Origin of the sequence: Streptomyces sp. NPDC058525, assembly GCF_042719495.1 — a bacterium.
Classification (GTDB): Bacteria; Actinomycetota; Actinomycetes; order Streptomycetales; family Streptomycetaceae; genus Streptomyces.
The window spans coordinates 32,971-59,864 of sequence record NZ_JBHXNP010000054.1 but is presented as its reverse complement, the minus strand read 5'-3'; the positions used below and the strand labels follow the sequence as shown (position 1 = coordinate 59,864).

Annotated in this window: 21 protein-coding genes; 16 read left to right on the top strand and 5 right to left on the bottom strand. The window is 73.3% G+C overall.

Annotated features, from left to right (window positions below; all coding sequences use genetic code 11):
• A partial coding sequence (locus ACFWP3_RS24270) for an aconitase family protein (protein WP_384224688.1) occupies nt 1–218 on the bottom strand: 218 nt, incomplete at its 3' end.
• A 196-nt stretch (nt 219–414) separates the two neighbouring features.
• Nucleotides 415–1,782 carry an aminopeptidase P family protein gene (locus ACFWP3_RS24265; protein WP_384224685.1) on the bottom strand — a complete coding sequence of 456 codons (1,368 nt, stop codon included), beginning with the start codon at nt 1,780–1,782 and terminating at the stop codon, nt 415–417.
• Between the two features lie 174 nt (nt 1,783–1,956).
• Between ACFWP3_RS24265 and ACFWP3_RS24260 the strand changes: the two genes are divergently transcribed.
• From ACFWP3_RS24260 to ACFWP3_RS24220, 9 genes are all read left to right on the top strand, one after another.
• The gene (locus tag ACFWP3_RS24260) at nt 1,957–4,380 is read left to right on the top strand and encodes a collagenase (protein WP_384224683.1); all 2,424 of its coding nucleotides are present in this window, start codon (nt 1,957–1,959) and stop codon (nt 4,378–4,380) included.
• 69 nt (nt 4,381–4,449) lie between these two features.
• On the top strand, nt 4,450–5,586 hold the full coding sequence (locus tag ACFWP3_RS24255) for an NAD(P)/FAD-dependent oxidoreductase (RefSeq protein WP_384224680.1): 1,137 nt from the start codon (nt 4,450–4,452) through the stop codon (nt 5,584–5,586).
• 515 nt (nt 5,587–6,101) lie between these two features.
• Nucleotides 6,102–6,413 (top strand): (2Fe-2S)-binding protein, encoded by a 312-nt coding sequence (locus tag ACFWP3_RS24250; protein ID WP_384224677.1) that lies wholly within the window; start codon nt 6,102–6,104, stop codon nt 6,411–6,413.
• A gap of 361 nt (nt 6,414–6,774) precedes the next feature.
• Nucleotides 6,775–8,247 (top strand): FAD-dependent oxidoreductase, encoded by a 1,473-nt coding sequence (locus ACFWP3_RS24245; protein WP_384224702.1) that lies wholly within the window; start codon nt 6,775–6,777, stop codon nt 8,245–8,247.
• Nucleotides 8,248–8,415: 168 nt separating this feature from the next.
• Nucleotides 8,416–9,279: a dihydrodipicolinate synthase family protein gene (locus ACFWP3_RS24240; RefSeq protein WP_384224699.1), complete on the top strand. Its 864-nt coding sequence runs from the start codon at nt 8,416–8,418 to the stop codon at nt 9,277–9,279.
• Between the two features lie 18 nt (nt 9,280–9,297).
• Nucleotides 9,298–10,302 carry a proline racemase family protein gene (locus ACFWP3_RS24235; protein WP_384224674.1) on the top strand — a complete coding sequence of 335 codons (1,005 nt, stop codon included), beginning with the start codon at nt 9,298–9,300 and terminating at the stop codon, nt 10,300–10,302.
• On the top strand, nt 10,299–11,318 hold the full coding sequence (locus ACFWP3_RS24230; protein ID WP_384224671.1) for a proline racemase family protein: 1,020 nt from the start codon (nt 10,299–10,301) through the stop codon (nt 11,316–11,318). Before ACFWP3_RS24235 ends, ACFWP3_RS24230 begins: the two co-directional genes overlap by 4 nt.
• Nucleotides 11,319–11,425: 107 nt before the next feature.
• Nucleotides 11,426–12,346, top strand: coding sequence for an ornithine cyclodeaminase family protein (locus ACFWP3_RS24225; protein ID WP_384224696.1), 921 nt, complete (start codon nt 11,426–11,428; stop codon nt 12,344–12,346).
• Between the two features lie 54 nt (nt 12,347–12,400).
• Entirely contained in the window at nt 12,401–13,114 is a 714-nt protein-coding gene (locus tag ACFWP3_RS24220) for a GntR family transcriptional regulator (RefSeq protein ID WP_384224668.1), read from the top strand.
• 232 nt (nt 13,115–13,346) lie between these two features.
• Here ACFWP3_RS24220 and ACFWP3_RS24215 read toward each other — a convergent pair whose 3' ends face one another.
• On the bottom strand, nt 13,347–13,916 hold the full coding sequence (locus ACFWP3_RS24215) for a hypothetical protein (RefSeq protein WP_384224665.1): 570 nt from the start codon (nt 13,914–13,916) through the stop codon (nt 13,347–13,349).
• Between the two features lie 547 nt (nt 13,917–14,463).
• On the opposite strand from ACFWP3_RS24215, the gene ACFWP3_RS24210 reads away from it, so the two are divergent.
• The 5 genes from ACFWP3_RS24210 to ACFWP3_RS24190 are packed head-to-tail and all read left to right on the top strand — an operon-like array spanning nt 14,464 to nt 20,415.
• A complete protein-coding gene (locus ACFWP3_RS24210; protein WP_384224663.1) occupies nt 14,464–16,209 on the top strand; it encodes an ABC transporter substrate-binding protein in 1,746 nt (581 codons plus the stop codon).
• A 21-nt stretch (nt 16,210–16,230) separates the two neighbouring features.
• Nucleotides 16,231–17,418 (top strand): ABC transporter permease, encoded by a 1,188-nt coding sequence (locus ACFWP3_RS24205; RefSeq protein WP_384224660.1) that lies wholly within the window; start codon nt 16,231–16,233, stop codon nt 17,416–17,418.
• Nucleotides 17,415–18,401: an ABC transporter permease gene (locus tag ACFWP3_RS24200; RefSeq protein WP_384224658.1), complete on the top strand. Its 987-nt coding sequence runs from the start codon at nt 17,415–17,417 to the stop codon at nt 18,399–18,401. Before ACFWP3_RS24205 ends, ACFWP3_RS24200 begins: the two co-directional genes overlap by 4 nt.
• Nucleotides 18,401–19,426 (top strand): ABC transporter ATP-binding protein, encoded by a 1,026-nt coding sequence (locus ACFWP3_RS24195; protein WP_384224655.1) that lies wholly within the window; start codon nt 18,401–18,403, stop codon nt 19,424–19,426. The genes ACFWP3_RS24200 and ACFWP3_RS24195 overlap by 1 nt, the downstream gene beginning before the upstream one ends.
• On the top strand, nt 19,423–20,415 hold the full coding sequence (locus ACFWP3_RS24190) for an ABC transporter ATP-binding protein (protein ID WP_384224653.1): 993 nt from the start codon (nt 19,423–19,425) through the stop codon (nt 20,413–20,415). Before ACFWP3_RS24195 ends, ACFWP3_RS24190 begins: the two co-directional genes overlap by 4 nt.
• Nucleotides 20,416–20,477: 62 nt before the next feature.
• On the opposite strand, the gene ACFWP3_RS24185 is transcribed toward ACFWP3_RS24190, so the two are convergent.
• Entirely contained in the window at nt 20,478–22,661 is a 2,184-nt protein-coding gene (locus ACFWP3_RS24185) for a prolyl oligopeptidase family serine peptidase (RefSeq protein WP_384224651.1), read from the bottom strand.
• Nucleotides 22,662–22,744: 83 nt separating this feature from the next.
• Here ACFWP3_RS24185 and ACFWP3_RS24180 point away from each other — a divergent pair, with 83 nt between their 5' ends.
• Complete coding sequence (locus ACFWP3_RS24180) at nt 22,745–24,298, top strand: MFS transporter (protein ID WP_384224648.1); 1,554 nt, start codon at nt 22,745–22,747, stop codon at nt 24,296–24,298.
• A 131-nt stretch (nt 24,299–24,429) separates the two neighbouring features.
• Nucleotides 24,430–25,533 carry an amidinotransferase gene (locus ACFWP3_RS24175; RefSeq protein ID WP_384224693.1) on the top strand — a complete coding sequence of 368 codons (1,104 nt, stop codon included), beginning with the start codon at nt 24,430–24,432 and terminating at the stop codon, nt 25,531–25,533.
• Here ACFWP3_RS24175 and ACFWP3_RS24170 read toward each other — a convergent pair.
• Nucleotides 25,478–26,860 (bottom strand): cytochrome P450, encoded by a 1,383-nt coding sequence (locus ACFWP3_RS24170; RefSeq protein ID WP_384224646.1) that lies wholly within the window; start codon nt 26,858–26,860, stop codon nt 25,478–25,480. The two genes, ACFWP3_RS24175 and ACFWP3_RS24170, sit on opposite strands and share 56 nt — an antisense overlap.
• Nucleotides 26,861–26,894 lie beyond the last annotated feature (34 nt).

Below are 26,894 nucleotides of genomic sequence, written 5' to 3'. Positions count from 1 at the left end.
GGCTTGTCGATGTCGAGGGTGGGGGTGTTGTGGTCCTCGGTCGCGATGGTGAGGTCGAGGCGTCGGACCTTGCGGCCGGCCTGACGCAGACCCTCGAAGGCCTGCGGGCTGGTCACCTCGTGCAGCAGGTGCAGATCGATGAAGAGGAGATCGGGCTCGCCCTCCGCGCGCCGGACGACATGATCGTCCCAGACCTTCTCCGCGAGTGTCCTACCCATCGCATTCCCTCCGGCCGACGAAGATCCGTGTCATACCGGCCGACGCTAGAAGGCGATCTCCCCGCCCCGTCCTTGATCGGTCCTCATGACGGGACGCACGACGGGACGCACGAGGGAGGACGAGAGGCTCCGGAGAGCCCGCACGGGCCGGACCGCCGCAGAGGCGGGCGGCCCGGCCCGCGCCGGGCAAGGGCCGCTAGGCCAGCAGCCGGCCCATCCACTCCTCGATCCCCGCCACCGTGCGCGGCAGCGCCCCCGACATCAGGCGCGCCCCGTCCGCCGTGATGACCAGGTCGTCCTCGATGCGCACCCCGATCCCGCGCAGCTCGGGCGGCAGGGTCTCGTCGTCCGGCTGGAGGTACAGGCCCGGTTCCACCGTGAGGACCTGGCCCTCCTCCAGGACCCCGCCCAGGTACGTCTCCGCCCGCGCCTTCGCGCAGTCGTGGACGTCCAGCCCCAGCATGTGCCCGCTGCTGCACAGCGTGTACCGCCGGTGCAGGTCGCCCCGCGCGTCCTTCAGGACCCCCCACTCCGCCAGGCCCTCCGCGATCACCCGCATCCCGGCCCGGTGGAAGTCCCCGAAGCTCGCCCCGGGGCGCAGCGCGGCCATGCCCGCCTCCTGCGCGGCCAGGACGAGTTCGTACACCTGCCGCTGGACGGAGGTGAAACGGCCCGACAGCGGCAGGGTGCGGGTGATGTCCGCCGTGTACAGGGTGTCCGTCTCCACGCCCGCGTCCAGGAGCAGCAGTTCGTTCCCGTCGAGCCGGCCGTCGTTGCGGATCCAGTGCAGCGTGCACGCGTGCGCGCCCGCCGCCGCGATCGTCTCGTAGCCGGTGCCGTTGCCCTCCGCGCGGGCGCGCAGGTTGAACACCCCCTCGATCCACCGCTCCCCGCGCGGGTGGGCCAGGGCCCGCGGCAGTGCCCGTACGACGTCCTCGAAGCCCGCCGTGGTGTGGTCGACCGCCAGCTGGAGCTGTTCGACCTCCCACGCGTCCTTGACCAGCCGCAACTCCGCGAGGGCGGCGGCCAGTTCGGGGTCGGTGGACGCGTCGCGGCCGGCCGGGCGGCCCAGCAGGTCCAGGTGTGCGCAGCGGATGCCGGTGAGGCGTTCCGCCTCCGCCAGGTCGGGGCGGCGGCCCACCCAGAACTCCCCGTACCGGCGGTCGCGGAAGAACTCCTCGTTCCCGTCCGCCCGCGGCGAGCGCGGCCGCAGGTACAGCACGGCCTCGTGCGCGTGCGGCCCGGAGGGCTCCAGCACCAGGACGTGGCCCGCCTGGTCCTCGCCCGTCAGGCCCGTCAGCCAGGCGTACGCGCTGTGCGGGCGGAAGCGGTAGTCGCAGTCGTTGGAGCGGACCTTCAGCCCGCCGGCCGGGATGACCAGCCGCTCGCCCGGAAAGCGGGCCGAGAGGCGGGCCCGGCGGGCCGGGGTGACGGCGTGGCCGGGGACGCGGTCGGTCCCGGACAGCGGGGAAGCGGACCATCCGTCCGCCATGAAGCGGGACAGCTCCGGGGATACCGGCAGGTCGTGGCTGCCTGTGTGGAGGCGGGGCGGAGTGTCGGTCACGGGGGCTCCCTCAAGAAGGTGCGAACTGGTGGTCGCACAGGTCTTGTCAGTGCAATTTCACATTACTATGTTACAGCTCACACCGCGGCACGTTAATCCCCGTCAAACGCCGTGTGACGCAGGGCCGTTCACCGCACCACCCCCCACCTCAGCCTCTCCCACCAGGAGTTCTCGGTGTCCATGCACAGAGCTGTGCGCTCGTCCCTCCTCGCCTCCGCCGTCGCCGTGACCCTCCTCGCCTCCGCCGGGCAGGCCACCACACAGGCCGCGGAGGCCCCCGTCCCGGCCACCTTCGCCGGCGCCCAGGCGAACCAGGCGAACCAGGTGAACCAGACGACCCAGGGAACCCAGGGGACCCAGGCCGCCCCGGCACCCGCGGCGAACCCCTTCGACGAGGTCGACCACCTCGCCAACGCGACCGAGATGACCCCCGCCCCCGCCCCGGCCCCCGGCGGGCAGGCCATCACCGGGCAGGTACCCGGCGCGGCCACGGCCGCCGCCGCGCCCGCCGAGCGCACGGAGAAGAGCCGCACGGCGGCCGCCCAGGCGGCCCCCGTCGCCCGCGGAGTCGCGGCGGGCGTGCCCTGCACCCTTGACGGGATCACCGGCCTCACCCCGGAGCAGTTCGCCGACTTCCTCGCCGACCAGGCCGTCCTCGCCGACGGCTGTCTGCGCGGCCTGATCTGGACCTGGGACGCCCGGCTGGCCCCGGTGATGTCCGATGCGCACGTCCAGGCCGTCTCGCGCCGGATATCCGCCCTGGCCGCCGCCCACGACGGCCGCAACTCCTCCCACCTGGAGGAGATGTTCACCTACCTGCACGCGGTCGCCTACCACGACTACTCGCGCTCCGAGATCGACGTCACCGACGCGCCCACCGTGGGCGCCATGCGCCAGGCCATCGCCGACTTCGGCAACGCTGCCCGCACCTTCGAGGTGACCGCCTCCAACGCCCGCACCCTGCGCGAGGCCCTCTACGCGGCCAGCGCGCCCGGCCTGCGCCAGCACCAGCTCGGCCTCATCACCAGGGTCCTGGCCACCATGGACCCGGCCCACCCGGCCACCCACCTCGACGCCGGCTGGGCGGGCGCCGCCCTCGCCGCCCTCTCCGTCAACTACCTCGGCGTCTACCCGGGCAACCAGGACACCGCCTTCCATGCCGCCGTGGCGGGCGACGCCTCCTACCGCGCCGCCTTCAAGGCCTTCGCGGGCCACACCCACCTCAAGGGCACCGGCAACGCCTGGGTGGCGCGCGACGCCCTCAGCGAGTACGCCCGGTTCGGCCAGGTCGAGGGTCTGCGCGGGCAGGTCGTCGCCGACCTCGGCGCGATGCTGGAGCCGGTGAAGACCGGGCTCGGCACCGAGCCGTGGGCCAAGGTCGTGTCCTGGCTCAACTTCTACGAGGCGTGCAAGCCGTACGGGGTGTGCAAGGAGGACATCGAGAAGCAGATCTTCCCGAACACCTTCGTCTACGACAACGGCGCCATCAAGGTCCGCACCGGCCTCGACCGGGCCACCGTCGACCAGCTCTACTACGCGAGCAAGCAGGTCAAGTCCCAGTTCCACCGCGTGCTCGGCACCGACCAGCCGCTGGCCGGCGACCCCAACACCACGCTGAACATCGTGCTGTACGGCTCCCGCGCCGACTACGAGAACTACCACCCGATCCTGACGGGCTACGACACCAACAACGGCGGCATCTACATCGAGAACGGCGCCACCTTCTACACCTACCAGCGCCGCGTCCCCCAGGACTCCTCCCTCACCCTCGAGGAGCTCTTCCGCCACGAGTACACCCACTACCTCAACGGCCGCTTCGCCGTCCCCGGCTTCTTCGGCGAAGGCCCCTGGTACGAGGGCGACCGTACGACCGCCATGGACGAGGGCACGGCCGAGTTCTTCGACGGCGCCACCCGCGACAACGGCATCGCCGTCCGCAAGTCCCTGGTCAAGAGCATCATCAGCGACACCGCGAACGGCGGTCCGCGGATGACCGTCGAGCAGCTGCTGAACGCCACCTACGAGGGCGACGGCTTCCGCTTCTACAGCTACGCGGGCACGTTCTTCGAGTTCCTGTGGACCGAGAAGCCCTCGCTGCTGCGCGAGATGTACACCCACCTGCGGGCCAACGACGTGGCGGCGTACGACGAGTGGCGCCACCGGCTGGGCGCCGACACCTACCTCCAGCGCGACTACGACCGCTTCCTGAACGCGCAGATCGCCAAGGTGGGCCAGCTCTTCGTCCCCAACACCTCCTTCACCCCCAACGACCAGCTGCGCGACGCGGCGCTGGCCTCGGTGAAGTCCTCGTTCGCCACGGCCACGTACAACACCCCGGACTGCGTGGAGAACGGCGACCCCGGCAAGCGCCGCTTCACCTGCACCGGGCGGATCACCGCGAACCTGAAGAACTGGCGCAGCGAGGACCAGAACTTCAAGGACATGTCGGAGACGGTCGACTACTTCATCCTCGACCGGGCCGGCGCGGCCTCCAACAACCTGGCCGACATGAACTGCTCCTTCGGCCCGGTGGAGATCTGGTCGAACAAGACGGCGGGGACGTCGGGTTACAGCTGCGAGGGCCCGCTCCGCAGCTGATCCGTACCGGGCCGGCCCCCTCGTGGGGCCGGTCTGGGCAGCCACTAAAGAATGTGACATATTACTGTCGTGCTCAAGAGACACTCCCTGGACGCCGTCATCATCGGCGCCGGCGTCGTCGGGGCGGCGTGCGCGTACTACGCGGCCCGCGCCGGACTCTCCGTGGCCGTGGTCGACCGCGGCCCGGTCGCGGGCGGCACGACGGGCGCCGGCGAAGGCAACCTGCTCGTCTCCGACAAGGAGCCGGGCCCCGAGCTCGACCTCGCCCTGCTGTCCGCCGGGCTCTGGCGCGAACTGGCGGCCGTCCTTCCGCGGGAGATCGAGTACGAGGCCAAGGGCGGGCTCGTCGTCGCCCCGGACCAGGCTTCGCTCGACGCCCTGCGGACCTTCGCCGAAGGCCAGCGCAAGGCCGGGGTCGACCCGGTCGAGGCGGACCCCGACGACCTGCGCGACCTGGAACCCCATCTGGCACGAGGCCTCGCGGGAGGATTCCTCTACCCGCAGGACGCCCAGGTGCAGCCCGCCCATGCCGCGGCCCGGCTGCTGGCCGCGTCGGGCGCCGAGGTCCACCTCGGCGAGGAGGTGACGGGCTTCGTGCGCTCCGGGGACACGGTCCGCGGGGTCCGCACCGCACGCCGCGAACTCCTGGCGCCCGCCGTGGTGAACGCGGCGGGCACCTGGGCCGGAGCCGTGGCCGAACTCGCGGGCGTGCACCTGCCCGTCCTGCCGCGGCGCGGCTTCGTCCTGGTGACCGAGCCGCTGCCGAGGGTGGTGCGGCACAAGGTCTACGCCGCCGACTACATCGCGGATGTCGCGAGCGGCTCCGCGGCCCTGCAGTCCTCGGCCGTGGTCGAGGGCACCCCGGCGGGCCCGGTCCTGATCGGGGCCACCCGCGAACGCGTCGGCTTCGACCGCACCCTGTCCACCGAGGCCCTGCGGCGCCTCGCCGCCCAGGCCGCGGCCCTGTTCCCCGTCCTGGCGGACGTGCGGGTCCTGCGCACCTACCACGGCTTCCGCCCCTACCTGCCGGACCACCTCCCGGCGATCGGCCCCGACCCGCGGCGGCCGGGCCTTCTCCACGCCTGTGGCCACGAGGGCGCGGGCATCGGCCTGGCCCCGGCGACGGCGCTCCTCATCACCTCAACCCTGACGTCCACCACCCCCGCCCTCCCCCTCACCCCTTTCACCCCCTCCCGCTTCCCATGACCACCCCAAACCTCAGCCCAGCCCCCCACCTCAACCGCCGGCGGGGCTCGGATGCCTGGGCTCTGCCCAGACCCGCGCCTCAATCGCCGGCGGGGCTGGGATGCCTGGGCTCTGTCCAGTCCCGCGCCTCAATCGCCGGCGGGGCTGGGATGCCTGGGCTCTGCTCAGTCCTGTGCCTCAATCGTTGGCGAGGCTCGGATGCTGGGCTGCGCCTCGTACCCCGTACCGCAATCGCTGGGGGGCCCGGTCGGGGTCGCGTGGGGTGGGGGTGGGGTGGGGTGTTGTCCGGGACGTAGAACGTGATTTGTTGGCGCGGCAGCAGGCGCCGCCCACGCAGCCCCGCACAAGGCGCCATAAATCATGAGTCCCGGACAACACCCCACCCCACCCCCGCCCCCCACTCGCAGCCCCTGACCAGGGACACCGCCCCGCCGCACCCCAGGCCAAGACACCACCACCCTGGCCCGACCCGCCCGCCCGCCAATCCCGCCAGCCCCACCCCCGAGGAGGATCCGATGCGCACCCCCCGCTCACTGGTCGGCGGCACCCCTTCGGCCACGTACTGCATCGACTTTGACGGCCGCGAGCTCCCCGCGCAGGCGGGCCAGTCCATCGCCGCCGTGCTGTGGTCCGCCGGGATCCTCGCCTGGCGCACCACCCGCGACGGCGGCGCCCCGCGCGGAGCCTTCTGCGGGATCGGCAGCTGCTACGACTGCCTCGTCACGGTCAACGGCCGCCCGAACCAACGCGCCTGCCTGGTCCCCGCCCGCGAGGGCGACACCGTCACCACCCAGGAAGGGACCGGCCATGCCGACCTCGCCATCTGACCCCGCCGGTCCCGCCCCCGCCGACCCAAGTCCCGCTGGTCCAGGCCCCGCCGCGCCAGACCCCGCGATGCCAAGCCCCGCCGGCCTAGGCTCCGTCGTGCCAGGCCGCCCCGCCGCGCCAAGCCCTGCCGGCCCAGGTCCCGCCGTGCCAGCCCCCGCCGCGCCAGACCCCGCGGTGCCAAGCCCCGCCGACCCAGGCCCTGCCGCGCCAAGCTCCGCCGGCCTAGGCCCCGCCGTGCAAGGCCGCCCCGCCGCGCCAAGCCCCGCCGCCCCAGGTCCCGCCGGCCCAAGCCCCGCCGCCCCAGGCCCCGCCGGCCCAAGCGCCGCAGGCCCAGGCGCCGCAGGCCCAGGCCCCGTCGACCTGGCCATCGTCGGTGCCGGCCCCGCCGGGCTCGCCGCGGCCGTTGCCGCCGCCGGGCTCGGGCTGCGGGTGGTCGTGCTCGACGCGGGGGAGCGGCCCGGTGGGCAGTTCTACCGGCAGCCCGCGGCCGGCCTCGGCGCCGCCCGTCCCGAGGCCCTGCACCACGCCTGGCCCGACTTCGCCACCCGCGAAGCCGCCCTGCGCGCCCACGAGTCGGCCGGCCGGATCACGTACCTCCCGCTCCACCACGTGTGGACGGTGGTCCCGGGCCGGGGCCGGGGCCGGGAGACACCCTGGACCCTGCATGCCATCGGCGGAGCCGACCTGGCCGTGACCGTCCACGCCGAGGCCGTGCTCCTCGCCACCGGCGCGTACGAACGCCAACTGCCCTTCCCCGGCTGGACCCTGCCCGGGGTCGTCGGGGCCGGCGGGGCCCAGGCCATGCTCAAGGCCGGGCTGGTCCTGCCCGGCAAGCGCGTGGTGGTGGCCGGGAGCGGCCCGCTGCTGCTCGCCGTGGCCGGGTCGCTCGCGGCCGCCGGAGCCGCCGTCCCCGCGGTCGTCGAGGCCGGCGCGTACACCGCGTACGCCGCCCGGACCCCGGCGCTGCTGCGCAACCCCGGCAAGCTCGCCGAGGCCGCGGTGCACGGCGCGGCCCTGGCGAGGCACCACGTCCGCCTGCTCACCCGGCACGCCGTCACCGAGGCCCACGGCACCGACCGCGTCGAGGCCGTCACCGTCGCCCGCCTCGACCGCGACTGGCGCCCGCTGCCCGGCACCGCCCGCCGGATCCCGTGCGACGCCCTCGCCGTGGGCCACGGCCTGGTGCCCCAGCTGGAACTCGCCACCGGCCTCGGCTGCGCAACCCGCCGCGGCCCCGACGGCACGGTCGCCCTGCACCTGGACGCCGAACAGCGGACCTCCGTCCCCGGCATCTGGTCGGCGGGCGAGACCGGCGGCATCGGCGGGGCCCGACTGGCCCTGGTGGAGGGCGAACTGGCCGCCCACTCCATCGCGCAGGCCCTGCGCCGCCGCCCCACCCGCACCCCGGCGGCGACAGCCGAAACACCCGCCACCCAATCCCCCCTGGCCACCGAATCCGCCCAATCCCCCCTGGCCACCCCATCCCCCCGACTCCTCCGCACCCGCGCCCGCCTCCGCGCCTTCGCCGACGCGATGGCCGCCGCCCACCGCCCGGGCCCCGGCTGGACGGACTGGCTCCGGGACGACGCCGTCGTCTGCCGCTGCGAGGAGGTGCCGGCCGGCCGGATCCGCGAGGCCGCCGGCGAACTCGGCGCGCGGGACGCCCGTACGGTCAAGCTCCTCACCCGCGCCGGCATGGGCTGGTGCCAGGGCCGGATGTGCGGCCCGGCCGTGGCCGCCCTCGCCGGCGAGGCCCCGGCCCCCGACCGGCGGCCGCTGTCCTGCCCGGTCCCGCTGCGCCTGCTCGCCGAACTTCCCCCGGACGCGGGCTGATCGGACCGCCCCGGCCCTTGTGGCCGACTCACACCCGCTAGTAAAATGTCACACACCACACTAGGGAGTCTCTTCATGACCGACGCGCCCAACCCCGCGCCCGCGCCCACCCCCGCGCCCCGCACGACCTCCGGCCCGGACACCCGCACCCGCCCCTGGCACGGAATCATGGTCGCCACCGCGCTCCCGCTGCGCGAGGACCTGAGCGTCGACTACGACGCCTACGCCGAACACGTCGCCTGGCTGATCGCGAGCGGCTGCGACGGTGTGGTCCCCAACGGCTCCCTCGGCGAGTACCAGACCCTCACCGACGAGGAGCGGGCCCGTGTCGTCCGTACCGCCGTCGAGGCCGCGGGCGAAGGCGCCCGCGTCATGCCCGGCGTCGCCGCCTACGGCAGCGCCGAAGCCCGCCGCTGGGCCGAGCAGGCCGCCGAGGCCGGGGCCGGCTCCGTACTCCTGCTGCCGCCCAACGCCTTCCGGGCCGACGAGCGGACGGTACGCGCCCACTACGCCGAGGTCGCCCGCGCCGGGCTGCCCGTCGTCGCGTACAACAACCCGTACGACACCAAGGTGGACCTGGTCCCCGCCCTGCTGGCCCGCCTGCACGCCGACGGATCCGTCGTCGCCGTCAAGGAGTTCAGCGGGGACGTGCGCCGCGCCTACGAGATCGCCGAACTCGCCCCCGGCCTCGACCTGCTGATCGGCGCAGACGACGTCCTCCTCGAACTCGCCCTCGCCGGCGCCGTCGGCTGGATCGCCGGCTACCCCAACGCCCTCCCGCAGTCCTGCGCCACCCTCTACCGCGCCGCCGTCGCCGGCGACCTCGACACCGCGCTCCCGCTCTACAAGTCCCTGCACTCGCTGCTGCGCTGGGACTCCAAGACCGAGTTCGTCCAGGCCATCAAGCTCTCCATGGACCTGGCGGGCCGCCCCGGCGGAGCCACCCGCCCGCCCCGCTTCCCGCTCACCGGCGACACCGAGGCCGCCGTCCGCGCCGCCACCGAGAAGGCCCTGGCCGAGGGCCTCAACTAGACAGATCGGGGAGACCCCATGCGCACGCGACACGTCTACCACGCGGTGGACTCGCACACCGAGGGCATGCCCACCCGCGTCATCACCGGCGGCATCGGGGTGATCCCCGGCGCCACCATGGCGCAGAAACGGCTGCACTTCATCGAGCACATGGACCACGTACGGACCCTGCTCATGTACGAGCCGCGCGGGCACGCCGCGATGAGCGGAGCCATCCTCCAGCCCCCCACCCGGCCCGACGCCGACTTCGGGGTGCTCTACATCGAGGTGTCGGGCCTGCTGCCCATGTGCGGGCACGGCACCATCGGGGTCGCCACCGTCCTGGTGGAGACCGGCCTGGTGCCCGTCGTCGAGCCGGTCACCACCGTCCGGCTCGACACCCCGGCCGGACTGGTGAGCGTCGACGTCCGGGTCGAGGACGGCGCGGCCACCGCCGTCACCCTCACCAACGTCCCGTCCTTCTGCGTCGGCCTCGACCTGAAGGCCGAGGTCCCCGGCTTCGGCACGGTCACCTACGACCTCGCCTACGGAGGCAACTTCTACGCCTTCGTCGAACTCGACGACCTCGGCCTGCCCTTCGACCGCGCCCGCAAGGACGACCTGATCGCGGCCGGTCTCGCGGTCATGGACGCGGTCAACGCGTCCGAGCACCGCCCCGTCCACCCCGAGGACCCCTCCATCGCCGGGGTCAAACACGTCTACCTGGCCGCCCCCGGCTCCGACGCCCGCCGCTCCCGGCACGCCATGGCCATCCACCCCGGCTGGTTCGACCGCTCGCCGTGCGGTACGGGCACCAGCGCGCGCATGGCCCTGCTGCACGCCCGCGGCCTCCTGGAGCTCGGGACGGACTTCGTCAACGAGTCCTTCATCGGCAGCGAGTTCACCGGCCGGCTGGTCGCCGAGACCACCGTCGGCGGCCGCCCCGCCGTGGTCCCCACCGTCACCGGCCGGGCGTGGATCACGGGCACCGCCCAGTACTTCCTCGACCCCGCCGACCCCTTCCCCGGAGGCTTCCTCCTGTGATCACCGTCCGCACCACGGACTACCACACCGCCGGCGAGCCCTTCCGGATCGTCGACGCCGCCACCGCGGGGATCCCGCCCGTCCCCGGGGACACCGTCGCCGAGCGCTGCGCCACCGCCATCGGTCCGGGGGGCTCCGGGACCGCGCCGCGCCGGGGCGCGCTGGACGACGTACGGCGGATGCTCGTGCGGGAGCCGCGCGGGCACGCCGGGATGTACGGGGGTTTCGTGGTCCCGCCCGATGACGACGGGGCCCACTTCGGGGTGCTGTTCTGGCACAAGGACGGCTACTCCACCGCCTGCGGCCACGGCACCATGGCCCTCGGCGTCTGGGCCGTGGAGACCGGCCGGGTCGCCGCCCCGGACGACGGGGACGCCCACGTGCGCATCGACGTGCCGTCCGGGCGGGTCACCGCCACCGTGCACCGCGATGCGGGCCGCACCACCGGCGTCACCTTCCGCAACGTCCCGGCCCGGGTAGCCGCCCGCAAGGTGCCGGTGGCGACCACCCTCGGCATGGCGGAGGTGGACATCGCGCACGCCGGGGCCTGTTACGCCTCGGTCGCCGCCCGCGACCTCGGCCTCGACGTCTCCCGGGCCGCGCTGCCCGGCCTGGTGCGGGCCGGGCAGGAGATCCGGGCCGCGCTGGCCGCCCACCCCGCCACCTGGCACCCCGACGGCCCGCTGCTGTCCGGGGTCTACGGGGTGATCCTCCACGAGGAGCTCCCCGGCACTCCGTTCGGACCGCACCAGCGCAACGTCACCGTCTTCGCCGACGGGCAGATCGACCGCTCGCCCTGCGGCTCCGGCACCTCGACCCGGCTCGCGCTGCTCGCGGAGGACGGGCGGCTCGGTCCCGGCGAGGACCTGCTGCACGAGTCGGTGACGGGCACGGTGTTCACCGGGCGGATCCTCGCCGGCGGCGTCACCGAGGTCACCGGCACCGCCTACCGCACCGGCGAGCACACCTTCACGGTGGACCCGTACGACCCGCTCGGGACGGGGTTCGCGCTGTGAGCGGGCCCGGAGCGGGGAGCCGCCCGCTGCCGCGGGCTGCCGGGCCGCGGGCCTCCGCGCCGCGGACGCCGGCCGGAGGCGGGATCCCGCAGTTCAGCGGCGCCGACATGGCGGGGCTGCTGACCCCGGCGGCCGCCGCCGACGCCCTGGCCGACGCCCTGCGCGGCGGCCTCGATCCGGAGGGCTGCCCGCCGCGCACGGCGCTTGCCGCACCCGGCGGCGGGGAACTGCTGCTGATGCCCGCCGCGTCCGCCGCGTACGCCGGGGTGAAGATCGCCGGGGTCGCACCGGACAATCCGGCCCGCGGGCTGCCCCGGATCACCGGCTCCTACCTGCTGCTGGACGGGCCCACCCTGCGCCCGCTGGCCCTGCTCGACGGCGCGGCCCTCACCACCCTGCGCACACCGGCGGTCTCCGCGCTGGCGCTGCGCCACCTGGCACCGGCCGGGCGGCCGCTGCGGCTGGTGCTCTTCGGCTCGGGACCGCAGGCGTACGGGCACCTGGAAGCGACCCTCGCGGTGCGGGAGTTGGCGGAGGTCGTGGTCGTCGCCCGGCGGCCGGAGGGGGCGCGGGAGCTCGCCGCGTACGCCCGCACCCTGGGCCCGGCCGCCCGTACCGGCACCGCGCAGGACGTGGCCGGCGCAGATCTCGTCATCTGCTGCACCACCGCCCGCGAACCCCTCTTCGACGGGCGGCTGGCGGGTCCCGGGGCCACGGTCGTCGCCGTCGGCTCGCACGAGCCGACGGCCCGGGAGACGGACACCGCCCTCGTGCGACGCGCGGCGGTGTACGTGGAGTCGCGGGCGGCGGCCCTGCGCGAGGCGGGGGACCTGCTGGTCCCGGAGGCCGAGGGGGCTATCGGGCCCGGCCACATCACGGGCACCCTCGCCGACCTCGTCACGGGCCGGATGCCGGCGGGCGGGACGCCGGGTTGTCCACAGCTCTTCAAGAGTGTGGGCATGGCCTGGGAAGATCTTGCGGTGGCGGCCGCTCTGTTCGAGGCGGCTGGGGCCAGCAGAGAAACGTGACATTGTACGCTGTTCCTCTGCTCGTCGGGTGTCGGGCGTCTCGGAGGAAAAGCAATGGGTGACCTGAAGCAGCACAGTCTCATCAAGGCTCAGGAACGGCTCCGCGACCAGGTCGGCCACGCCCTCCGAGCAGCCCTGATAGCGGGTGAGCTGCGCCCCGGAAGCGTCTACTCGGCGCCCGGCCTCGCGGCCGAACTCGGCGTGTCGGCCACGCCGGTGCGCGAGGCCATGCTCGACCTCGCCCGCGAAGGCCTGGTCGAGCCGGTCCGCAACAAGGGCTTCCGGATCACCGAGGTCAGCGAGCGCGACCTCGACCAGTACACCGAGCTGCGCACGATGATCGAGGTGCCGACCATCGGCCGCATCACGAAGATCGCCACGGCCGAGCAGCTGGAGGCGCTGCGCCCCATCGCCGAGGAGATCGTCACCAGCGCCCGCGAGCACAACCTCATCGGCTACCTGGAGGCGGACCGCCGCTTCCACCTCACGCTGCTCGGCCTCGCGGGCAACGACCGCCTCGTCGAGACGGTCGGCGACCTGCGCAAGCGCTCCCGGCTGTACGGGCTGACCGGCCTGGACGAGGCCGGCAAGCTGGTGTCCTCGGCCGAGGAGCACCTCGAACTGCTCGACCTGATGATCTCCGGCGACGCCGCGGCGGCCGAGGCCTGCATGGTCCGCCACCTCGGCCACGTCCGCTCCCTCTGGGCCCAGGGCCGCGACGAACCGGTGGGCCGCACCCCGGGCGGCCTCGGCTCCGGCCTCCAGTAGGCCCCGGGCGGGCGATCAGAGGGCGATCAGAGGGCGGTCAGCGGGCGATCAGCAGGGCGGCCGGCCCTCGCCGTCGGCAGCGAGCGGCCGGTCCGCCGCAATGATCGCCGCCTCCGCGCGCGGCACGGGCGTGCCGTCGGGCAGGAGCAGGACCGGCGGATCCACCACGGTGCCCACCTCGGCCGCCGCGCTGTTCGTGCTCGCCCCGTGACCCGCTCCCCGGGCAGCGGGCTCAGCACCCCCGTCTCGCGGATGTACGCCACGAAGCTCTCGAAGTCGCGCTGGTGCCGGTAGGGCTCCTGGTACTCGGACAGCGCCGGGTAGCCGTCGCTCGCGAGGAGCGTGTACGAGGGAGCCGCCAGCCGGTAACTGCGGCCGAGGTCGAGCGGGTTGCCGTGCCGGTCTGCCGTCCGATGCGGCTCCGGTCACGCTCGGCCGCCTGCCCGGCCCAGTAGTCGACGACCTCCTTCAGCTCGGGATGGGGCGCGATGTCACGGGTGTTGGGATGGTTGGTGGAGACGGTCAGCTCCCGCACCACCCGGCCGGTGAGCGGATCCAGCCGCAGGTTGATCTCGTTGATGACCTGTCCGTAGCAGCCGGCCTCGACGAACGGGCGGGGGACGCCGTTCGGGTCGGGGAGCATCATGGTGAACCGGGTGTGCCAGTGCCCCGTGACGATCGCGTCGATGTCCGGCGAGACCCGCAGCGCGAGGTCGAGGGCCGGCCCCGAGGGGTTGGCGCCGCTGTTGAAGTCGCCTCCCGCCACCGCCCCGTCGTGCATGCTGAGCACGATCGCGCCCACGCCCTGGCTCTTGAGCAGCGCCGCGTAGTGGTCGGCGGTGGCGACCTCGTCCAGGGTGGCGAGGCCCGGCTGGTAGGAGCCGGGGGAGCCCCATCCGGTTGAGGGCCTCGATGGTCGGCTCGTCGGCGAAGGCCGCGGCGTCGAACTCCCAGCCGGAGCAACTGGACGTCGACGTAATCGACGGCGGTGGCGGCGTCCCGGCCGGAGGCGGTGGCCCGTGCGGGACAGCCGAGCGCGAAGGTCGCCGCCGCTCCCATCGCGGTGAGGAAGTCCCGCCGCCCGGGTTCCGGCCGTGCCTGCTCCGGCGGTCTCGCGTCCGGCCGCCCCGCATCCCGGCGCCGTGAACTCCTGTCCCGCTGCATGGCTTTGGCCTGTGTGATCACACCCGGCATGTTCCCGCCCGCCGGGCCGGGCGTCGTGGTGACGCGCCGCCGAGGCCGTTTGGGACACGGCTGGATAACGGCGGCACCAACCCCTTGTCAGTGCAATTTCACATTACTATGTTACCGGTCACATCATAGAGCGCGGCCCTTCACTGGAGTGACCCATGACCAAGCGCACCCAACTCGCCCTCGCCACCGCCCTGGTGGCCGCTCTCGCACTCGGCGTCTCGGGCTGCTCCGACACCGCGAAGAAGGACAAGGGCGGCGCCTCCGCCGAGAACCCCGCGGCCGCCAACGACGGCAAGATCCTCGGCGGCACCCCGGTCAAGGGCGGCACCCTCACCGTCCTGTCCAACCAGGACTTCGCCCACCTCGACCCCGCCCGCAACTGGGTCATGCCGACCATGGACTTCGGCACCCGGCTGCTCTACCGCACCCTCGTGACCTTCAAGGCCGAACCGGGCAAGGCCGGCAGCGAGCTCGTCCCCGACCTCGCCACCGACCTGGGCACCCCCTCCAACGGCGGCCGCACCTGGACCTTCACCCTCAAGGAAGGCGTCAAGTACGAGGACGGCTCGCCGGTCAAGGCCCAGGACATCAAGTACAACGTCGAGCGCTCCTTCGCCCCCGACCTCACCGGCGGCCCCGACTACGCCGCCCAGTACCTGGCCGGCACCGAGGGCTACAAGGGCCCGCTCCAGGGACAGCACCTCGACTCGGTCAAGACCCCCGACGACCGCACCATCGTCTTCGAACTCAAGCGGCCCGTCGCCGAGTTCTCCGCCACCGCCACCCTGCCCACCTTCGCGCCCGTACCGCAGGCCCAGGAGAAGGGCACCCAGTACGACGCCCGCCCGTTCTCCTCCGGCCCGTACAAGATCGAGTCGTACGACCGCGACAAGAAGCTGGTCCTGGTCCGCAACGAGCACTGGGACGCCAAGACCGACCCGGTCCGCAAGGCCTACCCGGACAAGTTCGTGGTCGTCATGGGCCTCAAGGGCGGCCAGATCGACGACCGGATCATCGCCGGCGAGGGCGCGGACGCCTCCGCCGTCCAGTACGCCGATATGCGGCCCGAGAGCGCGCCGAAGGTGCTCCCCAAGCCGGAGGTCAAGGCGCGGCTGCTCGCCGAGTCCCAGGGCTGCACCGAGATGCTCTACCTGAACAACTCCCGGGCGCCCTTCGACGACCCCAAGGTCCGCGAGGCCATGCAGTACGCCGTCGACAAGGAAGCCGTGATCACCGCGGGCGGCGGCCCGGCCCTCAACGAGGTCGCCACCGCCTACCTGCCCCCGGCGCTGTCCGGCGGCAAGCAGGCCGACACCCTGCGGATCGCCCCGGCGGGCGACCCGGCCAAGGCGAAGGAACTGCTCAAGGCCGCGGGCAAGGAGACGCTCAAGGTCTCCCTGGCCGTCTCCACCGGCGACAAGGGCAAGGCGGAGGCCATCCAGCAGGGCCTGTCCCGGGCCGGCATCGAGGTCGTCGTCGACACCGTCGACCCCGGCGCGTACTACGACGTCATCGGCGACCTGTCCACCACCCCCGACATGACGCTCACCGGCTGGTGCCCCGACTACCCCTCCGGCTCCACCTGGATCCCCTTCGTCTTCGACGGCCGCACCATCAAGGACAAGGGCAACCAGGGCAACTACAGCCAGTTCCGCGACGACGCGACCATGAAGCGGATCGACGAGATCAACGCCATGGCCGACGCCCGGCAGGCCAACCAGGCCTGGATCGACCTCGACGCCGAGCTGATGAAGAAGTCCCCCTCCGTCCCGATCCTGCTGGAGCGCAAGCCGCTGCTCATCGGCCCCAACATCGCGGGCGCCTACGGCCACCCGGTGTGGACCGGCACCATCGACTACGCGACGGTCGGCCTCAAGGACCCCTCGAAGAGCCAGGGCTGAGGAAGACGGAGCCCGAACACCATGACCACCACCCCACCAACCCCGAACAACCGGGCAGCCCCCGGCCCTGACGGCCCCCGGACCACCGACACCCCACAAGCCCCGGCCGCCGCACCGGCCCCCGGCCCCGACGGCCCCCCGACCACCGCCACCACACGGCCCCCGGCCGCCGCGCCAGCCCCCGGCCCCGACGGCCCCCGGACCACCGACACCACACGACCCTCGGCCGCCGCCCCAGCCCCGGCCGCCGCCCCCGCCCCTGGCACCGCACCTGCCCCCACCGCCTCCCCAGCCCCGCCCGCGGCAGCGACCGGCAGTAGCCCCTGGCAGCTCGCCCGGCGGGAGCTTGGCCGGCGTCCCGCCGTCCGCGTGAGCCTCGGCCTCGTCCTGCTCTTCGTCCTCATGGCCGTCACCGCCCCCTGGCTGGGCGCGCTCGGCGGCTGGTCACCGGAGGAGTTCGACAAGACCGCCGTCGACCCGTACCTCGGCGGCCTGCCGCTCGGCTCCTTCGGCGGGATCAGCGCCGAGCACTGGCTCGGCGTCGAACCCGTCACCGGCCGCGACCTGTTCGCCCGCGTCGTCCACGGCGCCCAGGTCTCCCTGCTCATCGCCTTCGCCGCCACCGCCATCGTCGTGCTCGCGGGCACCGCCGCCGGGATCGCCGCCGGCTACTTCGGCGGCCGCACCGACACGGTGCTGTCCCGGCTGATGGACCTCACCATGTCCTTCCCGTCCCTCATCTTCATGATCGCGCTGCTGTCCGTGGCCAAGGACGTCAACCGCATCGTCCTCATGACCGCCGTCATCGGGGTCTTCGGCTGGCCCGGCGTCGCCCGCGTCGTCCGCGGCCAGACCCTCTCCCTCAAACACCGCGAGTACGTGGACGCCGCCCGCGTCGGCGGCTCGAGCTCGTGGCGGATCCTGACCCGCGACATCCTCCCCGGCGTCTCCAGCCCCGTCATCGCCTACACCACCCTGCTCATCCCCGGCATGATCAGCACCGAGGCCGCCCTCAGCTACCTCGGCGTGGGCGTCCGCCCGCCCACCCCCTCCTGGGGCCAGATGATCGCCGAGTCCGTCGCCTTCTACGAGACCGACCCCATGTACTTCGTCATCCCGAGCGTCTTCCTCTTCCTCGCCGTGCTCGCCTTCACCCTGCTCGGCGACGCCCTGCGCGACATCCTCGACCCGAGGGGCGGCCGCAGTTGATCCTCTACCTCGCCCGCCGGCTCCTCGCCCTGGCCGGCGTGCTCCTCGCCATCGCCGCCGTCACCTTCCTCATCTTCTACGTCCTGCCCTCCGACCCGGCCGCGGCCGCCTGCGGCAAGACCTGCAGCGCCGAACGCCTCGCCGACGTACGGGCCTACCTGGGCCTCGACCAGCCCCTGTGGAAGCAGTTCGCCGACTTCCTGACCGGCATCTTCACCGGCCGCACCCTCGGCAGCGGCCCGTACGCCGTCGAGTGCGGCTTCCCCTGCCTGGGCTACTCGTACGAGAACTCCCTGCCCGTCTGGGACCTGCTCATGGACCGGCTCCCGGTCTCCGCCTCCCTCGCCGTCGGCGCGGCCGTACTCTGGCTCGTCCTCGGCCTGGGCGCCGGGGTCACCGCCGCCCTGCGCAAGGACACCGCCACCGACAAGGCCCTGATGGTCGGCGCGGTCGCCGCCGCCTCCCTGCCCGTCTACTTCACCTCCGTGATGCTGATCTACGGGGTCATCCGCATCGCCGGCCTGCTGCCCTACCCCACCTACCAGGCCTTCACCGACGACCCGCTCGGCTGGGCCGCCAACCTCCTGCTGCCCTGGACCGCGCTCGCGCTGCTCTACGCCGCCATGTACGCCCGCCAGAGCCGCGGCTCGATGATCGAGGCGATGGCCGAGCCGTACATCCGTACCGCCCGCGCCAAGGGCATGCCCGAGCGCACCGTCGTCCTCAAGCACGGACTGCGCTCCGGAATGACCCCCATCCTCACCATCTTCGGCATCGACCTCGGCGGACTGCTCGCCGGAGCCGTGATCACCGAGTCCATCTTCGGACTCCCCGGCATCGGGCGGCTGTTCTACGGGGCGCTGGTCAGCTCGGACCAGCCCGTGGTCCTCGGGGTCACCCTGCTCGCCGCCTTCTTCATCGTCGTCGCCAATCTCGTCGTCGACCTCCTGTACGCCGTCGTCGACCCGAGGGTGAGGTACTGATGGCCGCCGCAACCAACACCCCGCACACCGCCGCCCCGCTGCTGCGCGTACGCGATCTGGGCGTCACCTTCACCACCCCGCGCGGCCCCGTACGGGCCGTCGACTCGCTCGGCTTCACCGTCGAGGCGGGCCGCACCCTCGGCATCGTCGGCGAGTCCGGCTCCGGCAAGTCCGTCACCTCGCTGGCCGTGATGGGCCTGCACCGGGGCGCGGCCGAGGTCACCGGCTCGGTGGCGCTGGCCGGACGCGAGCTGACCGGTCTGCCCGAACGCGAGCTGGCCGCGATCCGCGGCCGCAGGATGGCGATGATCTTCCAGGACCCGCTCTCCAGCCTCCACCCCTACTACACGGTCGGCGAGCAGGTCGCCGAACACGTCCGGGTGCACTTCAAGTCCGGACGGGCCGCCGCGCGCAAGCGGGCCGTCGACATGCTCGGCGAGGTCGGCATCCCGGAGCCGGCCCGCCGTGCGGGGGAGTACCCGCACCAGTTCTCCGGCGGCATGCGCCAGCGCGCGATGATCGCCATGGCCCTGGCCTGCGAACCGGACCTGCTGATCGCCGACGAGCCCACCACCGCCCTGGACGTCACCGTGCAGGCCCAGATCCTGGAGCTGATCGCCAGGCTCCAGCAGGAGCGCGGCCTCGGCGTCGTGATGATCACCCACGACCTGGGGGTGGTCGCCCGCGTCGCCCACGAGGTGCTGGTCATGTACGGCGGCCGGGCCGCCGAACAGGCCCAGGTCGACGCCCTGTTCGCCGACCCCGCCCACCCCTACACCCGCGGCCTGCTCGACTCGCTGCCCCGCCTCGACACCCCCGACGACCGACCGCTCCCGTCCATCCCCGGCTCCCCGCCCTCCCTCCTCGCCCCGGCCCCGGGCTGCGCCTACGCCCCGCGCTGCCCGCGCGCCGCCGAACTCTGCACCGGCGTACGCCCGGAACCGGAGGCGTACGGGGACGCGCCGGGGCGGACCGTGGCCTGCCACTTCGCCGGCGCCCGTACCGTCGAGGAGGCGGCCCGATGACCACCACCACCGCCACCGAAACGGAACCGCTCCTGTCCGTACGGGACCTCACCATGACCTTCCCCGGGAAGCGGTCCGCGACCGGGCGCCGGGGGGCGCCCGTGCGCGCCGTGGACGGGGTCACCTTCGACCTGGCGGCCGGTCAGACCCTCGGCCTGGTAGGGGAGTCGGGCTGCGGCAAATCCACCACGGGCCGCATGCTGGTCCGCCTCCTGGAGCCCACCTCCGGCAGCGTCACCTTTGAAGGCAAGGACATCAGCCGCCTCTCCCAGGGAGCCCTGCGCCCCCTGCGCAAGAACATCCAGATGGTCTTCCAGGACCCGCACTCCTCCCTCAACCCCCGCCAGACCGTCGCCCGCGTCATCTCCGACCCGCTCCTGGTCCAGGGCTGGAGCGCGGCGTCCGCCCGCCGCCGGGCGGCCGAGCTGATGGAACTGGTCGGCCTGATCCCCGAGCACATCGACCGCTACCCGCACGAGTTCTCCGGCGGCCAGGCCCAGCGCATCGGCATCGCCCGCTCCCTGGCCACCAGCCCCCGCCTCGTCATCGCCGACGAGCCGGTCTCGGCCCTCGACGTCTCCGTACAGGCCCAGATCGTCAACCTGCTGGAACGGCTGCGCACCGAACTGGGCCTGGCCTACGTGTTCATCGCGCACGACCTGTCCGTCGTCAAACGGGTCAGCGACCGGGTCGCCGTGATGTACCTCGGCAGGATCGTCGAGATCGGCGACAAACGCTCCCTCTACGAGAACCCCCAGCACCCCTACACCCGGGCCCTGCTGTCGGCCGTCCCCCTCCCCGACCCGGCCGCGGAACGCCGCCGCGAGCGCATCGTCCTCCTCGGCGACCCCCCGAGCCCGGCCGCCCCACCCCCGGGCTGCACCTTCCACCCCCGCTGCCCGAAGGCCCAACAGATCTGCCGCACCGACCGCCCCCTCCTCCAGCTCACCGCGGGCAGAGAGGCGGCCTGCCACTTCCCGGGTGACTGACGGGGATCACGGGAAGCGAGGGCCCCGGAGACAACGAAGTCTCCGGGGCCCCTCGGTGCCGGTCAGGACAGTTCGCGGCGGAAGAAGTCCAGTTCCAGGGCCATGATCTTCTCGCGGGTGCCGCCCGGGGTCATGTGGGTGACGCCCGGCAGGGCCAGGAGTTGGTGCGGGCGGCCCGCGTCCGTGAGGGAGCGGGAGAGGCGCAGGGTGTGGGAGGGGTGGACGTTGTCGTCGGCCAGGCCGGTGACCAGGAGGAGGGGGCGGGTCAGTTTCGGGGCGTCGGGGAGGAGCGAGTCCCGGTCGTAGACCTCCGGGTTGTCCTGCGGGAGGCCCAGGTAGCGCTCGGTGTAGGCCGTGTCGTAGTGCCGGAAGTCGGTCGGCGCCGCGCCGGCGGCCGCCGCGTGGAAGACGTCCGGGCGGCGGAGCACCGCCATGGCCGACAGGTAGCCGCCGTACGACCAGCCGCGGATGCCGACCCGGCCGAGGTCGAGGTCGGGGTGGCGGGCGCCGAGGGCCCGCAGCGCCGCGACCTGGTCCTCAAGGGTGACCTCGGAGAAGCCGCGGTACACGGCGTGCGTGAAGGCGGGGGAGACGTACCGGGTGCCGCGGTTGTCGACCGTCACCACGGCGAAGCCCTGGTCGGCCCACCACTGACGGGCCTGCCAGCGGCGCGGTTCGGCGGACACGTCCTGGGCGCCGGGGCCGCCGTAGCTGTCCATCAGGACGGGCAGCCGCCGCCCGGCGACGTGGCCGCGGGGCAGGACCAGGGAGGTCGGGACGGCGTGCTCGGTGACCCGCTCCAAGGCCGGCACCACCCGGTACGGCAGGGGCTGGGACAGGTCCGCGGGGACGAACTCCCGCCCGTCGGCGGTCCGTACGAGGCGCCGTACCCCGTCGGCGTCGGCGGAGGTCAGCAGCAGGGTCCCGGCGCCGGCCTGGACACTGTGCACGCCGGGCCCGTCGGCGAGCGGGACCGCCTCGCCCGTCGCCGGGTCGAGCAGCAGCACCTGCTGCTCGGCGGGGTCGCGCAGTCCCGCCTCGACCAGCAGCCGGCCCTCGTGGACGCCGGCCACGCGGCGGACCTGGACCCCGTCGCCGGTGAGCAGCCGGCCGCCGACCGCGAGGGCGCGGGCGGCGCCCGCCTCGGTGTCGGCGGAGGTCAGCATCCGTCCGTCGGGGAGCCGGGCGGGGGTGCCGGGGAGCGGGTCCACCCACTGCGGGTGCGTGGTGCGCGACAGCTCCCGGGTGCGGCCGGTGGCCGGGTCGGCGGAGAGCAGCAGGACGTTGCGCTGGAGCCGGTCCTGGACCGTCAGCAGGATCTCCCCGGGCGACTCCCAGCCGGCGTCGGACACGTACGGGTAGGTCCCGGCGTCCCAGTCGAGCCGTATCCGCTCCCCGGCCGGGCCCAGCACCCACAGCTGGACGTCGGCGTTGGGCCCGCCCGCCTCCGGGTACGCGAAGTCCTCGGCCGGGCGCTCCGGATGCGCGGGATCGGTGAAGTACCGGCGCTGGAGGGCGCCTTCGGCGACGCGGGCCGCCAGCAGGGTGACCCCGTCCGGGGACCACCAGTGGCCGCGGGAGCGGCCCAGCTCCTCGGCGGCCGCGAACTCGGCGAGGCCCCAGCGGGCCCCGTCGTCGGGGCTGATCCGGCCGCCCGGGGCGACGTACAGGGCGTCGGCGCTGACGTACGCGGTGCGCGAGCCGTCGGCGTTGGGGCGGGGGTCGAGGGCGGGGCCGGCGGCCGGGACGGGCGTCGCGGGCCGGCCGGCGCCGTCGGCGGTGACCTCGTACAGCCGTCCGTGGAGCGCGAAGGCGGCGCCGCGGCCGTCGCCGGAGAGGGCGTACGAGCCGATCCCGGCGGCGACGAGCCGGATCCGCTCGCGCAGCCGGCGCTCGGCGGCGGGGAGCTCGCCGGGCTCGGGGCACAGGTCGCGGGGGTCGGAGCACAGCTCGCCGGGCTCGGAGCACAGGTCGCGGGGGTCGGGGCACAGCTCGCCGGGCTCGGAGCACAGGTCGCGGGGGTCGGAGCACAGCTCGCCGGGCTCGGGGCACAGGTCGCGGGGGTCGGCAAGGCAGGATTCGGTGCCGGTGGCCGTGTCGAGGACCCAGAGGGCGTCGACGGGGTCGGTGGGGCCGGTGGACCGGAGGAACCAGAGCAGCCGCCCTTCGTCCCCGAAGGCAAAGGCGCGCGGGGCGCCGTACGTGTACCGGGCGGTGCTCGCGGAGAGCCTGAGGAAGTCATCCATGATCGTAGTGTGACATGTGAAATATCACATCGACTAGGCCGTTCGAGTGGTGACCCCCTGTGTCCGGGCTTAGCGTCGACAGGGTGGACCCGAATGCATCGCCGACCAGCAACGGGACCGACGGCAAGGTCCGAGGAAGCGGGAACGGGAACGGACTCGCCCTGTTCGTGATCGCCTCCTGCCAGCTCATGGTGGTCCTCGACATCACCATCGTGAACATCGCGCTGCCGCACATCCAGACCGCGCTCGACTTCTCGACCGAGAGCCTGTCCTGGGTGGTCAACGCCTACACGCTCACGTTCGGCGGACTGCTGCTGCTCGGCGGGCGCGCCGGCGACATCCTCGGCCGCAAACGGGTCTTCATCTTCGGCATCCTGCTCTTCGGCCTGGCCTCCCTCCTCGGCGGATTCGCCCAGAACGCCGGCCAGTTGATGGGCGCCCGCGCCCTCCAGGGCGTCGGCGGAGCCATCGCCTCCCCGACCTCCCTGGCACTGATCACCACCACCTTCCCCGAAGGCCCCGCCCGCAACAGGGCGTTCGGCGTCTTCGCCGGGGTCTCGGCCGGCGGCGGCGCGATCGGGCTCCTCGCCGGCGGCATGCTGGTCACCTGGCTCGACTGGCGCTGGGTGCTCTTCGTCAACGTCCCCATCGCCGTGCTCATCGTCCTGCTGGCCGCGAAGGTCATCCGCGAGTCCGAACGCCACCCCGGACACTTCGACCTCGCGGGCGCGCTGCTGTCCACCCTGGGCATGGTCTCGCTCGTGTACGGGTTCATCCGCGCGGCCCAGGACGGCTGGCGAGACCCCTGGACGCTGGGCTCCTTCGGCGCCGCCGTGGTCCTGCTGACCCTCTTCGTCCTCAACGAACGGCAGTCGCCCCAGCCGATCACCCCGCTGCACATGTTCGCCGACCGCAACCGGGCCGGGACGTACGGGATCATGCTGTTCCTCGCCTGCGCGATCTTCGGCATGTTCTTCTTCCTGACGCTCTTCGTGCAGATCGTGCTCGGCTTCAGCCCGCTGCGGGCGGGCCTCGCCTTCCTGCCGGTGAGCGCGGTGATCGCGGTGGGCGCCGCGATCACCTCGCAGCTGCTGCCGAAGTACGGGCCCAAACCGTTCATGGTCGGGGGCGCGCTGTGCTCCGCGGCCGGACTCGGCTGGCTGACGCTGACCGACGTCCACTCGACCTACCTGGGCAGCATCCTGGGCCCGATGCTCCTCTTCAGCCTCGGCATGGGCCTCCAGTTCGTCTCGCTGACGCTGATGGCCCTGTCCGGCGTCCCGGACCGGGAGTCCGGCGCGGCGTCCGGGCTGCTCAACACGACGCAGCAGGTCGGCGGTTCGCTCGGCCTGTCGATCCTGGTGACCGTCTTCGGCACGGCGAGCCGCAACGAGGCCGAGGACCAGGTGCCGGGCTTCCTGCGCACGGCGAGCCCCGAACAGCGGGCCGCCTTCGAGCGCACCGGGCAGTTCCCGAAACCGTGGAGCGACCAGGTGCTGACCTCGGGCATCAGCGCGGCGTTCATCGTGGCCGCCCTGTTCACCCTCGTCGGGGCCGTGATCGCCCTCTTCGCCATCCAGGTCCGGCCCTCCGACCTCGAACGTCTGCAGGGCAACCACAACGCGGCCAAGGTCTAGCCGTGGCCACGGAACCTCTCGCGGGGCCGGGGGCAGGAGCCGAGACGGGCCCGGAACCCCTCCCGGAACCCCACACCGAACTCCCGGAACCGCTCGTCTCGCCCGTCAGCTCCCACAACGAGTGGGACCCCCTGGAGGAGGTCATCGTAGGGCGGCTCGACGGCGCGACCATCCCCTCCAAACACCCCGTCGTCGCCTGCAACATCCCGCCCTGGGGCGCCAGGCTGCAGGGCCTGGCCTCCGGCATGAAGTACCCGCGCGCGCTGGTCGGGCCGGCCCAGCACGAACTCGACCGGTTCGTCGACCTCCTCCAGGGCCTCGGCATCACCGTCAGGCGCCCGGACGTGCTCGACCACGGACACCGCTTCGGCACGCCCGACTGGTCCTCGCGCGGATTCACCAACTCCTGTCCGCGGGACAGCATGCTCGTCATCGGCGACGAGATCATCGAAACCCCGATGGCGTGGCCGTGCCGGTACTTCGAGACCCACGCCTACCGCACGATCCTCAAGGACTACTTCCGGCGCGGCGCGCGCTGGACGGCCGCACCCCGGCCGCAGCTCACCGACGCCCTGTTCGACGAGGACTTCCGCATCCCCCGGCCCGGCGAGCCCATGCGCTACATCCTCACCGAGTTCGAACCGGTCTTCGACGCGGCGGACTTCGTACGCGCGGGACGCGACCTGTTCGTGACGCGGAGCAACGTCACCAACCGCATGGGCATCGACTGGCTGCGCCGCCACCTCGGACCCGGCTACCGCGTCCACGAGATCGAGAGCCGCTGCCGCACGCCGATGCACATCGACACGACGTTCGTCCCGCTCGCCCCCGGCAAGGTGCTGGTCAACCCCGAATACGTCGACGTCGACCGCCTGCCCGAGGCGCTGGACTCGTGGGACGTACTGATCGCCCCCGAGCCCGACCCCATCGACGACCACCTGCTCAGGATCACCTCGATGTGCGGCAAGTGGCTCAGCATGAACGTGCTGGTCCTCGACGGACACCGGGTGATCGCGGAGCGGCACCACACCGGCATGCTGCGCGCACTCGAACGCTGGGGCTTCGAACCGATCCCCTGCGACCTGCTGCACTACGCGCCGTTCGCCGGCTCCTTCCACTGCGCGACGCTCGACGTCCGCCGCCGCGGCACCCTCGAGTCGTACTGCCGGCCGCCGGCCCCTAGCGGTCCAGCCGGCGCACCCGGCAGCGCACCGGGCCCTCCGCCCGCAGGGTGATGCCGGCGCTGACGGGGACCTCGGTGTCCACGGCCTCGAACTCGTACGCCCGCAGGATCATGGCCAGCGCGATCACCGACTCCAGCATCGAGAAGTGCTGCCCGATGCACGCGCGCGGCCCGCCGCCGAAGGGGAACCAGGCGTAGCGCGGCCGGCCGGCCTCCGCCTCCGGGGTGAAGCGCTCCGGGTCGAAGCGCTCCGGGTCCGGCCAGTGGAGCGGATGGCGGTGCGTCACCCAGGGCGCCAGGATCACGTTCGCACCCGCCGGGATGGCGTGCCCGTCGACCTCGGTCGCGGCGACGGCGTTGCGGCCGATCACCGGGGCGGCCGGGTAGAGCCGCATCGTCTCCTTCAGCACCCGCGTGAGGTACGGGAGCCGCTCCAGGTCGGCGGCCTCGGGCGTACGGTCGCCCAGGACCCGCCCGATCTCCTCCCGGGCCCGGTCCTGCTCCTCGGGGTGCCGGGCCAGCAGGTGCAGGGCGAAGCCGAGGGAGGTGGCGGTGGTCTCGTGCCCGGCGAGCAGGAAGACCAGCACCTGGTCGCGCAGTTCGGTGACGTCGAACTCCGCGTCGTCCGCGCTCTTGGCGGCGGCGAGCAGGGCCAGCAGATCTTCACCGGCCTCGCCCGCCGGGCGGGTGCGCCGCTCCACGATGATCTCGTCGCAGACCGCGTAGAGCTCGTCCATCGCCGCGGCCGCCCGCTTGTTGGCCGGGGTCGGCCAGCTGCGCGGGATGTTGGCGGGGGAGTAGCCGCGGCGCAGCACGTACTCGGTGATGACCGGAAAGCACCGGTCCACGACGTCGACCGTGGCCTCCACGTCGGTACCGAACAGGATCCGCGCGACCGTGCGCAGCGCCAGGTGCATCATCTGCCCGGACACGTCGACCACGCCACCCGGAGCCCGCTCCCAGGCCGAGACAACCGCCTCGGTCTCGGCGGCGACGGCCTCCGCGTACCCGTCCACCCGCCGCCGCGTGAACAACGGCTGGACCAGCCGCCGCTGGCGCAGGTAGTCCTCGTCCTGGCTGGTCAGCAGCCCGTTGCCGAAGGAGTCCCGGATCTCCTGGTAGAAGGGGTTGTCCTTGCGGAAGTTGGCCGACTCCGAGGCGAGCACCTGCTGAGCCCCCTCGGCGGAGAACACGCAGTACAACTCGGCCCGCAGCCCGGGCGGCCCGGCGACGATCCGCACGACGTCCCCGTGCTCCTGCCGGGCCCGCAGATAGGTGCCGAGCGAGTCCGACTTCAACTCGAACAAGGACCCCACCAACGGCGCCCCGCCCAGAGCGGGCACCTCCACGCCCGAACCCGCGCCGGCCCCAACAACCATGACGATCCCCCTCGTTCCCACACCGAATCCCCGA